Origin of the sequence: Brachybacterium sp. GU-2 (assembly GCF_030866705.2) — a bacterium.
Lineage (GTDB): Bacteria > Actinomycetota > Actinomycetes > Actinomycetales > Dermabacteraceae > Brachybacterium > Brachybacterium conglomeratum.
Genome location: NZ_CP133037.2, coordinates 496,112 through 508,286 on the forward strand (window position 1 = coordinate 496,112; position 12,175 = coordinate 508,286).

The 12,175-nt window shown below is 71.6% G+C and carries 8 protein-coding genes and 1 pseudogene; 2 read left to right on the forward strand and 7 right to left on the reverse strand.

Annotation, left to right across the window (positions count from 1 at the left end):
- Nucleotides 1-83: 83 nt before the first annotated feature.
- From gap to uvrA, 6 genes and pseudogenes are all read right to left on the reverse strand, one after another.
- On the reverse strand, nt 84-1,088 hold the full coding sequence (gene gap, locus RBL05_RS02365; protein ID WP_010551492.1) for a type I glyceraldehyde-3-phosphate dehydrogenase: 1,005 nt from the start codon (nt 1,086-1,088) through the stop codon (nt 84-86).
- Nucleotides 1,089-1,200: 112 nt separating this feature from the next.
- Nucleotides 1,201-2,199: a DNA-binding protein WhiA gene (whiA, locus tag RBL05_RS02370; RefSeq protein ID WP_263309674.1), complete on the reverse strand. Its 999-nt coding sequence runs from the start codon at nt 2,197-2,199 to the stop codon at nt 1,201-1,203.
- Nucleotides 2,183-3,316 carry a gluconeogenesis factor YvcK family protein gene (locus RBL05_RS02375; RefSeq protein WP_308740717.1) on the reverse strand — a complete coding sequence of 378 codons (1,134 nt, stop codon included), beginning with the start codon at nt 3,314-3,316 and terminating at the stop codon, nt 2,183-2,185. Before RBL05_RS02375 ends, whiA begins: the two co-directional genes overlap by 17 nt.
- Nucleotides 3,316-4,209 (reverse strand): annotated as a pseudogene (rapZ, locus tag RBL05_RS02380) (RNase adapter RapZ); the annotation flags it as partial. The pseudogene rapZ and the gene RBL05_RS02375, both read right to left, overlap by 1 nt.
- Before the next feature lie 39 nt (nt 4,210-4,248).
- On the reverse strand, nt 4,249-6,189 hold the full coding sequence (gene uvrC, locus RBL05_RS02385) for an excinuclease ABC subunit UvrC (RefSeq protein ID WP_308740715.1): 1,941 nt from the start codon (nt 6,187-6,189) through the stop codon (nt 4,249-4,251).
- A gap of 12 nt (nt 6,190-6,201) precedes the next feature.
- Entirely contained in the window at nt 6,202-9,069 is a 2,868-nt protein-coding gene (uvrA, locus tag RBL05_RS02390) for an excinuclease ABC subunit UvrA (protein WP_308740714.1), read from the reverse strand.
- Between the two features lie 72 nt (nt 9,070-9,141).
- Here uvrA and RBL05_RS02395 point away from each other — a divergent pair, with 72 nt between their 5' ends.
- Together RBL05_RS02395 and RBL05_RS02400 are read left to right on the forward strand one after the other, a co-directional pair.
- Nucleotides 9,142-9,819, forward strand: coding sequence for an MBL fold metallo-hydrolase (locus RBL05_RS02395; RefSeq protein WP_308740713.1), 678 nt, complete (start codon nt 9,142-9,144; stop codon nt 9,817-9,819).
- Nucleotides 9,816-11,576, forward strand: coding sequence for a bifunctional 3'-5' exonuclease/DNA polymerase (locus RBL05_RS02400; RefSeq protein ID WP_308740712.1), 1,761 nt, complete (start codon nt 9,816-9,818; stop codon nt 11,574-11,576). Before RBL05_RS02395 ends, RBL05_RS02400 begins: the two co-directional genes overlap by 4 nt.
- Here the strand turns inward: RBL05_RS02400 and RBL05_RS02405 are convergent.
- Entirely contained in the window at nt 11,551-12,144 is a 594-nt protein-coding gene (locus tag RBL05_RS02405) for an AAA family ATPase (protein WP_308740711.1), read from the reverse strand. The genes RBL05_RS02400 and RBL05_RS02405 overlap by 26 nt on opposite strands.
- Nucleotides 12,145-12,175: the final 31 nt, after the last annotated feature.

A 12,175-nucleotide genomic window follows, 5' to 3' on the forward strand; every position in this document is an offset into this window, starting at 1 on the left:
GGAGCCCGTCGGACGCCGACCCCTCGGGGTGGCGACCGGCGGGCTCCGGGGCTGTCCTGGTCGTCAGCGGGACGACGTGAGGATCAGAGGGACTTGCCGACCAGCTGCGAGAGCTCGACGAGGCGGTTGGAGAAGCCCCACTCGTTGTCGTACCAGGAGAAGATCTTGACCTGGTTGCCGTTCACCTTGGTGAGCTGCGCGTCGAAGATCGAGGAGTGCGGGTCGCCCTCGATGTCCTTGGAGACGATCGGGTCCTCGGTGTAGCGCAGGACGCCCTTGAGCGGGCCCTCGGCGGCCTTCTTGATCGCGGCGTTGATCTCCTCGATCGTGACCTCGCGGGAGGCCTCGAAGGTGAGGTCGGTGATCGAGCCGGTGGGGACCGGCACGCGCAGCGAGTAGCCGTCGAGCTTGCCCTTGAGCTCGGGGAGCACCAGCGCCACGGCCTTGGCCGCACCGGTGGTGGTCGGGACGATGTTCAGGGCGGCGGCGCGTGCACGGCGCGGGTCCTTGTGCGGGCCGTCCTGCAGCACCTGGTCCGAGGTGTAGGCGTGGATCGTGGTCATCAGGCCCTTGACGATGCCGAACTCGTCGTTCAGCACCTTCGCCACCGGCGCGAGGCTGTTGGTGGTGCAGGAGGCGTTGGAGATGATGTCGTGCTTCGCGGGGTCGTAGTCACCCTCGTTCACACCGATGACGAAGGTCGCGTCCTCGTTCTTCGCCGGAGCGGAGATGATGACCTTCTTGGCGCCCGCCTCGATGTGGGCCTTGGCCTTCTCGGCGTCGGTGAAGATGCCGGTGGACTCGATGACGACGTCCGCGCCGATCTCGCCCCACGGGATGTTCTTCGGATCGCGCTCGGCGTATGCCTTGAAGGTGTTGTCGCCGACGGTGATCGAGTCCTCGTCGTGCGAGACGTCGTAGGGAAGCACCCCGCCGATCGAGTCGTACTTGATGAGGTTCGCGAGCGTGGCGTTGTCGGTGAGGTCGTTCACACCGACGATCTGGATGTCCGCCTGCTGCTCGAGAGCGGCGCGCAGGAAGTTGCGGCCGATGCGGCCGAATCCGTTGATACCAACCTTGACGGTCAAGGGTTCCTCCTAGTGTCGCGGTGAGTTCGCGACGTTCGAGTACTGACATGGCGCGCACGCCCTCGTACGCCCGGGCGACGCCGGCGTGTGACCGACGACCGTGACGATCTTATCAACGACCGGCACCAGGGGACGAAGGAAGATGGTCCTCGTCCACTCCGTGGTCGGTCCCGGGGATGCCGAGCTCCTCCGCGCGCTTGTCCGCGGTGGCGAGAAGGCGTCGGATCCTACCGGCCACGGCGTCCTTCGTGAGCGGCGGATCGGCGAGTCGGCCGAGCTCCTCGAGGCTCGCCTGTCGATGCTCCAGACGGAGGCGACCGGCGGCCTGCAGGTGCTCGGGCGTGTCGTCGCCGAGGATCTCCAGCGCGCGCTGGACACGCTGGCCCGCGGCGACCGCGGCCCGCGCGGAGCGGCGCAGGTTCGCGTCGTCGAAGTTCGCGAGCCGGTGCGCGGTCGCCTTCACCTCGCGGGTGGTGCGGCGCTGCTCCCAGGTGCGCACGGTCTCGTGGGCGCCCATCCGGGACAGCAGGGCGGAGATCGCGTCGCCGTCGCGCAGCACCACCCGGTCCGCGCCCCGCGCCTCGCGGGCCTTCGAGGCGACGCCGAGCCGTCGGGCCGCGCCGACCATCGCCAGCGCCACCTCGGGGCCGGGGCAGGACAGCTCCAGGGCCGAGGAGCGGCCCGGCTCGGTGAGGGTGCCGCGGGCGAGGAACGCCCCGCGCCACGCGGCCTCCGCGTCCACCAGCGCCCCGCCGACGACGAAGGGCGGCATCCCGCGCACGGGACGGCCCCGCGCGTCCAGGAGTCCGGCCTGGCGGGCCAGCATCCCGCCCTCGCGCTCCACCCGCACCAGGTAGCGGGTGGTGCGGCGGATCCCGGAGGGGGCCAGCACCGCGAGCTCGGCGCGGTGGCCGTACATGTCGGCGATGATGCCGTGCAGCCGCCGCGCGACCGCCGCCGAGTCCAGCTCTGCCTCGACCACGACCCGTCCCGCGACCAGGTGCAGGCCCCCGGCGAAGCGCAGCATCGCGGCCGCCTCGGCCTTGCGGGCGGAGGGCCGGGTCACCTCGAGGTGGCTGAGCTCCTCCTTCGCGTCACCCGTCAGCGCCATGCGTGTCCTCCTCGGTGCGGGTGTCCATACCCCTGGTGGTGCGGTGTGGTCGCTTCCGGCGCGACGCGGAGCGGTCGTCGCCGCGCTCCACGTCCCCGTAGGCGTCGTCGAACAGATCACGGTACGCCGCGGCCAGGCGCACCGGGTCGTGCCGCGGCGTCCCGTCGCCAACGCTGACCTGGCGCAGCAGGGTGCGCAGCCCCCGCTCCTGCGCCGCCTCGGCGAGGTCGAGGACGTCCTCGAGGGTGGTCGGATCGGCGACGAGGGCGTCGAAGAGGCAGTCCCCCGCGTGGTCGAGCAGCACGTCCAGCATGTCGAGGCTCGTCATCCCCTCGGCCTCCTGCGCGCCGACGGAGAGGTTCGTGATGATCCCCTTCCGCGCCGGGCTCGACGCGATCGCCTCGGCGATCTCAGGGATCATCAGATGCGGCAGCACGGAGGTGTACCAGGAGCCGGGGCCGAGGATGATCCAGTCCGCACGCCCGATCGCCTCGAGCACATCGGCGGGGACGCGGGGGCGCGGCGGGATCAGGCGCACGTCCTCGACGCGGCCCTCCGCGGTCGCGACCTGGTACTGGCCCGAGACGGTGCGGGCGCTGCCGTCGGCGCCGACCACGCGCGCCTCGATGTCCAGCGGATCCAGCGCCATCGGCAGCACGCGCCCTCGCGCGCCGAGCAGCTCGGCCATCTGGTCGAGGCCCTCGATGGGGTCCTCGAGGATCTGCCACAGCGCGACGATCATCAGGTTGCCGAGCGCGTGCCCGTCGAGCTCGCCGTCGGTGGCGAAGCGGTGCTGGATCACGTCGCCCCAGATGGACCCCCATTCGGAGTCCTCGCACAGTGCCGCGAGCGCCATCCGCAGGTCTCCCGGGGGCAGTACGGGCATCTCGGTGCGGAGCCGGCCCGAGGAGCCGCCGTTGTCGGCGACGGTGACCACGGCGGTGATGTCGTCGGTGAGCAGGCGCAGGGCGCGGAGGTTCGCGGCGAGGCCGTGGCCGCCGCCGAGGGCGACCACGCGCACGGGCCGCTGCGGGGCGCCGCGGCCGCCCCGCTGGGCGCTCGCCGAACGGTCGGCGCCGCGGAGCCGGAGACGTCGGCTGCGGGAGGCGATGCTGATTCCCGCCCCAGATCCCGGTGACGGATCCGCACCGCGTGCCCGGCGGTGCGCAGCTCGTCGCCGATCCGCTCCGAGACCGCGACGGAGCGGTGCTTGCCGCCCGTGCAGCCGATCGCGAGGGTGGTGAAGTGCTTGTTCTCGGTGCTGTAGCCGCGCAGCACCGGGGTGATCATCTCGATGTACCGCTCGACGAACTCGGCGGCGTTCGCGTCGCCGAGCACGAACTCGGCGACGTCGGCGTCGGTGCCCCGCTTGGGACGCAGCTCCGGCACCCAGTACGGGTTGGGGATGAAGCGCACGTCGCTGACGTGGTCGGCCTCCAGCGGGATCCCGTACTTGAAGCCGAAGGACACCATCGTCACGGTCAGTCGCTGCTCCTCGCCGGTGCCGAACAGCGAGCGCATCTTCATCGTCAGCTCGTGCACGTTCAGCGGCGAGGTGTCGATGACGAGGTCGGCGGTGCGCCGGTAGCGGGCGAGCATCTCGCGCTCGCGGCGGATGCCCTCGAGCACGCCTTCCTCGCCCTGCAGCGGGTGGGGGCGGCGCACCGAGTCGAAGCGTCGCACGAGGGTGGACTCGTCGGCCGTGAGGAAGAGCAGGCGCAGGCGCAGATCGGCCTTACGCAGCTCGTCGACGACCTCGCCGAGCTCCGTGAAGAACGGGCCGGAGCGCGGGTCGACCACGACCGCGAACCGGTTCTCGCGGCCGACGGCGGAGGCCTGCAGCTCGTAGAGCGTGCCGATCAGCTGCGGGGCGATGTTGTAGACCACGTACCAGCCCATGTCCTCCAGGGCGTGCGCGGCGGTCTCCCGTCCGGCCCCGGCGAGCCCGGTGATGATGACCACGTCGCCTCGGGTGTCCGTGGTCGGGCTCGGGATGGACTCCTCGGTCACGGGTGCTCCTTCCGGATCGGGGGTGGACGGGCCTCGCTCTCAGCCCTCGAGGATCTCGCCGGTCGCCATGTCCACGGTGACGCCGAGTGCGTCGTCCGCGGTCTCGGCGTCCGAGGCGGTTCCCTGCTCGGATGTTAGCGCGGCGGTGATCTGCGCGGCCAACGCGGGCCCGATCCCGTCGACCTCCGTGAGCTGTTCCTCGCTCGCCTCGCGGATCGCGGAGACGGTGACGAAGCGGTCCAGCAGCGCGCGGCGCCGGGCCGGCCCGAGGCCCGGGATGCCGTCCAGGGCGCTGGCCTGCATGGCCCGTCCTCGCTTGGAGCGGTGGTAGGTGATGGCGAAGCGGTGCGCCTCGTCGCGCAGGCGCTGGACGAGGAAGAGCGCCTCGGAGGTGCGGGGCAGGATGACGGGGTACTCCTCCCCCGGCAGCCAGATCTCCTCGAGCCGCTTGGCGATCCCGGCCAGGGCGATGTCGGTGATGCCGAGCTCGTCGAAGGCGCGCTGCGCCGCGGCGACCTGCGGCGGGCCGCCGTCGACGAGGATCAGCGAGGGCGGGTACGCGAACCGCTTGAAACGGCCGGTCTCCTCGTCCTCCGTCGGCTCGGGCGGGTCGAGGTGGTGCTTCAGCCGGCGCGTGATCACGTCGTGCATGGAGGCGGTGTCGTCGCGGGCGGCCGCGCCGGTGACCGAGTAGCGGCGGTACTCGCTCTTCTTGGGCAGCCCGTCCTCGAACACCACCTGGGAGCCGACGACGTTGGTGCCCTGGGAGTGGGAGATGTCGAAGCACTCGATCCGCAGCGGCGGCTCGGCGAGGTCGAGCGCCTCGCCCAGGTCCTCGAGCGCCTTGGTGCGGGCGGTGAGGTCGCCGGTGCGCTTGAGGCGGTGCAGGCGCAGCGCCTCGGTCGCGTTCTCGCCGACGGTGATCAGCAGGTCCTTCTTCTCGCCACGCTGCGGGACGCGCAGGTCGACGGTGCGGCCCACCAGCTCCCGCACCTGGTCGAGGTTGGTGGGCAGGATCGGGACGAGCACCTCCTTCGGGGCGCTCCCCTCGGTGTACAGGGTGGTCAGGGCGCGCTCGACGAGGTCCGGCGCGGTCGACTCGTCGAGGATCTCCGCGGTCCAGCCGCGCTGGCCGCGGATCCGTCCGCCGCGCACGTGGAAGACCTGCACGGAGGCTTCGAGCTCGTCCTGGGCGAGGCCGATCAGGTCGGCGTCGGTCGCGTCGGAGAGGACCACGGAGTTCTTCTCCATCACCTTCTCGAGCGCCTGGAGGTCGTCGCGGAGGCTCGCGGCGGTCTCGTAGTCCATCGCCGCGGCCGCGGCCCTCATCCGCTGCTCGATGCGGCGGGTGTACTTCGAGGTGTTCCCGGCCATGAAGTCCGCGAACTGCTCGGCGAGCCGGCGGTGCTCGTCCTCGGAGATGTCGCCGACGCAGGGCGCCGCGCACTTCCCGATGAAGCCGAGCAGGCAGGGCCTGCCCGACCGCTCGGCCCGCCGGTACACCCCCGCGGTGCAGGAGCGGATCGGGAACACCCGAAGCATCAGGTCGAGCGTCTCGCGGATCGCGCCGACCTGCGGGTAGGGCCCGAAGGTGCGGTCGCCCTTGGCGCGCGGCCGACGGGTGATGTGCACCCGCGGCACCTTCTCCCCCATCGTGATCGCGAGATAGGGATAGGACTTGTCGTCGCGGAATTTGACGTTGAACCGCGGATCGAACTCCTTGATCCACGTGTACTCGAGGGTGAGCGCCTCGACCTCGGTGCCCACCACGGTCCACTCGACGCTCGTGGCGGTGGTGACCATGCGCCGGGTGCGCTCGTGCAGGACGGAGAGGTCCTGGAAGTAGTTCACCAGGCGCTGGCGGAGGTTCTTCGCCTTGCCGACGTAGATGACGCGGCCGTGCTCGTCCCGGAACCGGTAGACCCCCGGCCTCGTGGGGATCGTGCCGGTCGCGGGGCGGTAGGTCGCTGGATCAGCCATCGCTCCGCCTGCTCAGCGGGCCGCGGCCGCGCCCGCTCGTCCGCCCTCGAGCATCGGGGCGAGGAAGCGACCGGTGTAGGAGCCCTCGACCTTCGCCACCTTCTCCGGGGTGCCGGTGGCGACGATCCTCCCGCCGCCGGCGCCGCCCTCGGGGCCGAGGTCGATGACGTGGTCGGCGGTCTTGATGACGTCGAGGTTGTGCTCGATGACGATCACGGAGTTGCCCTTGTCCACGAGCCCCTCGAGCACTTCGAGCAGCTTGCGCACGTCCTCGAAGTGGAGGCCCGTCGTCGGCTCGTCGAGCACGTAGATGGTGCGGCCGTTGGAGCGCTTGTGCAGCTCGGAGGAGAGCTTCACGCGCTGCGCCTCGCCGCCCGAGAGGGTGGTCGCGGACTGACCGAGCTTCACGTAGCCGAGGCCCACGTCGACCAGGGTCTGCATCTGGCGGCGGATCGCGGGGACGGCGTCGAAGAACTCGAGCGCCTCGGCGATGGACATGGCCAGCACCTCGGCGACGTTCTTGTCCTTGAACTTCACCTCGAGCGTCTCGCGGTTGTAGCGCTGGCCCTTGCAGACCTCGCACTGCACGTACACGTCGGGCAGGAAGTTCATCTCGATCTTCAACGTGCCGTCGCCGGAGCAGGCCTCGCAGCGACCGCCCTTGACGTTGAAGGAGAAGCGCCCTGCGGTGTAGCCGCGGATCTTCGCCTCGTTGGTCTGGGCGAAGAGGGTGCGCACCCGGTCCCACACGCCCGTGTAGGTGGCGGGGTTCGAGCGCGGGGTGCGGCCGATCGGCGACTGGTCCACGTGCACGACCTTGTCGAGGTGCTCGAGGCCGGTGACGCGCTTGTGCCGCCCGGGCACGATGCGGGAGCGGTTGAGCTCCTTGGCCAGGACCGAGTACAGGATGTCGTTGACCAGGGAGGACTTGCCCGAGCCGGAGACGCCGGTGACGGCGGTGAGCACGCCGAGCGGGAAGGAGACGTCCTGCCCGGTGAGGTTGTTCGCGCGCGGCGCGACGACCTTCAGCATCCGCTCCTTGTCCACGGGGCGGCGCACCGCGGGCACGGGGATCTCCAGTTCGCCGGAGAGGTAGCGGCCGGTGAGGGAGTCGGGGTTCTGCTTCAGGCCCTCGACGGGGCCGGAGTGGACCACCTTCCCGCCGTGCTCGCCGGCGAGCGGGCCGATGTCCACGACCCAGTCGGCCGAGTTGAGCGTGTCCTCGTCGTGCTCGACGACGATCAGGGTGTTGCCGAGGTCGCGCAGGCGCTCGAGGGTCGCGATGAGGCGCTCGTTGTCGCGCTGGTGCAGGCCGATGGAGGGCTCGTCGAGGACGTAGAGCACGCCCACCAGGCCCGAGCCGATCTGGGTGGCGAGGCGGATGCGCTGCGCCTCGCCGCCGGAGAGGGTGCCGGCCGCGCGGGCCAGGGAGAGGTAGTCCAGGCCCACGTCGAGCAGGAAGCCGAGGCGGGAGCGGATCTCCCGCAGCACCTCGTCGGCGATCGCGGCCTCCCGCACCCCGAGCTCGAGGCCCTGGTGGAAGGCGAGCGCGTCACCGATCGACATCTCGCAGACCTCGGCGATGGACTTCCCGCCGACGGTCACGGCGAGCACCTCGGGGCGCAGACGCGCGCCCTGGCAGGCGGGGCAGGGCACCTCGCGCATGAACTGCTCGTAGCGCTCCTTGGCCCAGTCGGACTCGGTGTCGCTGTGGCGACGCTCGAGGAAGTGCATGACGCCCTCGAAGCCCGTGGAGTAGGTGCGCTCGCGGCCGAAGCGGTTGCGGTACTTCACGTGGACCTTGAAGTCCTTGCCGTGCAGCAGCGCCTCCTTCGCGCGTTCGGGCAGCGCGCGCCAGGGGGTGTTCATCGAGAAGGCGAGCTCCTCGGCGAGGCCGGACATGACCTCCTGGTGGCGGTCGGCGTGCCCCATGGTCCACGGGGCGATCGCGCCGTCTGAGAGGGAGAGGTCCTCGTCGGGGATCACGAGCTCGGGATCGACCTCGAGCCGCTGGCCCAGGCCCGTGCACTCGGGGCAGGCGCCGTAGGGGGCGTTGAAGGAGAAGGTGCGCGGCTCGATGTCGTCGATCGCGAGGGGGTGGTCGTTGGGGCAGGCGCGCTTCTCGGAGAAGCGGCGGGTGCGCTGCGGGTCCTCGTCGTCGCGGTCGACGTAGTCGACCAGCAGGATGCCCTCGGCCAGCCGCAGCGCGGTCTCGACCGAGTCGGTGAGGCGACGGCGCGCGTCGGGCTTCGCCGCGAGCCGGTCGACGACCACCTCGATGGTGTGCTTGTAGCGCTTGTCGAGGCTGATCTCCTCGTCCAGGCGGCGGTTGTCCCCGTCGATGCGGGCGCGGGCGTAGCCCTGGGAGCGCAGGGAGCTGAGCAGGTCCTGGTGCTCGCCCTTGCGGCCCTGGACGACGGGCGCCAGCAGCTGGAAGCGGGTGCCGGGCTCCTCCTCGAGGAGGGTGTCCACGATCTGCTCGGCCGAGGAGGAGGTGACCAGCTCGCCGCAGACGGGGCAGTGCTGCTCGCCGGTGCGGGAGAACAGCAGGCGCAGGTAGTCGTAGATCTCGGTGATCGTGCCGACGGTGGAGCGCGGGTTGCGGTTGGTGGACTTCTGGTCGATCGAGACCGCCGGGGAGAGCCCCTCGATCAGGTCGACGCTCGGCTTGTCCATCTGTCCGAGGAACTGCCTCGCATAGCTGGAGAGCGACTCGACGTAGCGTCGCTGCCCCTCGGCGAAGATGGTGTCGAAGGCCAGGGAGCTCTTGCCGGAGCCGGACAGGCCGGAGAACACCACCAGCTTGTCGCGGGGGATGTCGATGTCGATGTTCTTGAGGTTGTGCTCGCGCGCACCACGGACGACCAGGGAATCAGTCACCCGGGCATTCTAGGGGCGCAGACCGACCTTCGAACAGTTGTTCGGGGGAGATGTGGGCGACATACTGTCCCCATGACTGATCATGAGTACACCGGACATGTCGAGCCGGGCGGCGAGCCCGCCGTGCGAGACTTCGAGCACCTGCAGATCCGCAAGCTGTCCGTCGGGCCGATGGACAATAACGCCTACCTGCTGACCTGTCGGTCGAGCGGCGCCCAGCTGCTGATCGATGCGGCCGCGGACCCCGACGCCCTGCGCCGGATGATCGCGGCGGGCGCCGAGCACAACTGGCTGGACGTCATCCTCACCACTCACTCCCACCACGACCACGTGGGCGCTCTGGCGGAGATGGTCTCGGCGACCGGCGCTCGCACCGCCGCCGGTGCGGAGGACGCGAAGGAGATCGCGGAGAAGATCGACCTGCCCCTCGCCCACGGCGACGTGATCGAGTTCGGCGAGCAGCGGGTGGAGATCATCCAACTGCGCGGTCACACCCCCGGCTCGGTCGCGGTGCTGTGGCGCGGCGGCGAGGAGGGCGATCACCTCTTCACCGGCGACTCCCTCTTCCCCGGCGGGGTGGGTAACACCGACCGGGACCCGCAGCGCTTCGCGCAGCTGATCGACGACGTCGAGCAGCGGATCTTCGACCGGCTGGACGATGCGACCTGGGTGTACCCGGGCCACGGCGATGACACCACGCTCGGGGCCGAGCGGGCCTCCCTCCCGGTCTGGCGCGAGCGGGGCTGGTGACCTCTCCGCCGCCGGGCACCGCCGCGGCCGGCCCGGCGCGGTGCGTGCTCGGTCGCGGGGCGGGCGGGGCGGTCGTGCTGCGCGAGGTCGCGGCCGACGGCTCGGTCCTCGACGAGCGGACCTCCACCGTCGAGGAGCTCCCCGCCCTCGTCGCCGAGCTCGAGGCCGCGCACCGGCCGCGCTGGGTCTGGAGCGACGCCGCGGCCTGGTACCCGCGTCTGCTCGCGGCCGGGGTGACGCTCGAGCGCTGCCACGACCTGCGCCTGGTGCACCGGATCCTGCGCCATTCCGAGCTGGTGACGGAGCCCGGTCCTCTGCGGGAGCGCACCGAGTGGGACACCCCGCTCGAGCCGGAGGAGCCGCGGCGCGACCTCGGCGCGACCCTCTTCGACCTCGATGCCCGGCCGTCGGCCGCCCACGGCGTGCCCGACGGGATCGAGGAGACCGGTGCGGAGCTCGAGCGGCAGCTCTCGGCGGTCGCGGGCGCCGAGGACCCGGCGCGGCTGCGGCTGCTGCTGGCGGCGGAGTCCGCCGGGGCGCTGATCGCGGCCGAGCTGCAGGCGGCGGGGATCCCCTGGGACGTGGCCGAGCACGACCGGATCCTCACCGAGGCCCTGGGGCCGCGCCCCTCCCCCGGGACGCTCCCCGCGCAGATGGTGCAGGTCGCCGCCGAGGTGCGCACGGCTCTCGGGGACCCGACCGTGTCGCTGGACTCGCCGCCGAAGCTGCTGCGCGCCCTGCACCGCGCCGGGATCGACGTCTCCTCCACCTCCCAGTGGGAGCTGCAGGAGCACGAGCATCCGGCGATCGAGCCGCTGCTGCGGTACAAGAAGATGTCCCGCCTGCTGACCGCCAACGGCTGGACGTGGCTGGACGAGTGGGTGCGGGAGGGACGGTACCGGCCCGTCTACGTGCCGGGCGGCGTGGTCACCGGGCGCTGGGCCTCCAGCGGCGGCGGGGCGCTGCAGATCCCGCGCCGGCTGCGGCCCGCGCTCCGTGCCGATCCTGGCTGGCTGCTGGTCAGCGCCGATGTCTCCCAGCTCGAGCCGCGGGTGCTCGCCGCCATGTCCCGCGACGCGGCGATGATCGAGGCGGGGGCCGGGAAGGACCTCTACTCCGGCATCGTCGAGGCGGGCGTGGTGGCGAGCCGGCAGGAGGCGAAGATCGGGGTGCTCGGCGCCCTGTACGGCGGGACCACCGGGGACAGCGGTCGCGTCGTGCCCCGGCTCCGCCGCACCTTCCCCGAGGCGATGGCGCTCGTGGACGGCGCGGCCGCGACCGGGGAGCGCGGCGGGACGGTCACGACGTGGCTGGGCCGTTCCTCCCCCGCTCCGGAGGCGGCCTGGACCGCGGCGCAGCGCAGTGCGAACGGGCCGGACGCAGGGACCGGCGAGCAGGAGCGGGCCCGTCGCTCGGCCCGGGACCGGGGCCGGTTCACCCGCAACTTCGTGGTGCAGGGCACCGCGGCGGAATGGGCGCTGTCCTGGATGGCGGCGCTGCGGCTGCGGCTCGCGCAGCTCCCTGAGGTCGCCGCCGACGAGCGGGCGGGCGCCTCGGGACCGGTGTTCTCCTGCCGCGCGCATCTGGCGTTCTTCCTCCACGACGAAGTGATCGTCCACGCCCCGGCAGATCGGGCGGAGGCCGCGGCCGCCGCGATCCGGGAGAGCGCCGACGCCGCCGGGCGGCTGCTCTTCCCCGGCAGCCCGATCGACTTCCCCCTGGATCTCGCGATCACGGAGCGCTCGGCAGAGAAGTGAACTCCTCAGGAGCTGACAGGGCCGGGCCCCCACGCTCTCCGGGGCCGGTGCGGAGCATCGGGAGGTCCCCGAGGACCCGCGCGACCATCTGGTCCTCGTCGAGCGCCTCGGCGAGGACCTGCTCCCCGGGGACGCCGAGCACGTCGTGGGGCCGGTACCAGGACGCGACCTCCTCGGCGGTCACATGTCCCGCGATCGGCTTGCCGGCGTGGCGCCGCAGGGTCTCCGGCAGGCTCACGTCGAGGTAGTACACCAGGGTCGGACCAGGGGCATCACGCAGCATCCGCGCGAACATGCGATGGTATCGCTCGGCGACGAAGATGCCCTCGAGGAGCGTGATGCGCCCGATCCCGAGGCAGTGCCGGACCATCGACTCGAGCAGGCCGATCGTGTCGCCCTGGCCGCTGTCTTGCTCCCACAGCAGCTCTCGGCGCAAATGGTCCTGCCCGATCACCGCGACCTCGCCGCGCGGAAGGGCGCGCTGGACCCGGCGAGCGACCGTCGACTTCCCGGAGGCGGAGTTGCCGCGCAGGACGACGAACGGCGGCGCGCTGCGGGGAGTCGTCATCACTCGATCCTGGCAGACCTCCGCCGTTCTC

Excerpts from the sequence above, each read along its gene's own strand:
- RBL05_RS02405 (WP_308740711.1), bottom strand. The coding sequence starts at position 12,144 with ATGACGACTCCCCGCAGCGCGCCGCCGTTCGTCGTCCTGCGCGGCAAC.
- RBL05_RS02395 (WP_308740713.1), top strand. The coding sequence starts at position 9,142 with ATGACTGATCATGAGTACACCGGACATGTCGAGCCGGGCGGCGAGCCC.
- uvrC (WP_308740715.1), bottom strand. The coding sequence starts at position 6,189 with ATGGCTGATCCAGCGACCTACCGCCCCGCGACCGGCACGATCCCCACG.
- whiA (WP_263309674.1), bottom strand. The coding sequence starts at position 2,199 with ATGGCGCTGACGGGTGACGCGAAGGAGGAGCTCAGCCACCTCGAGGTG.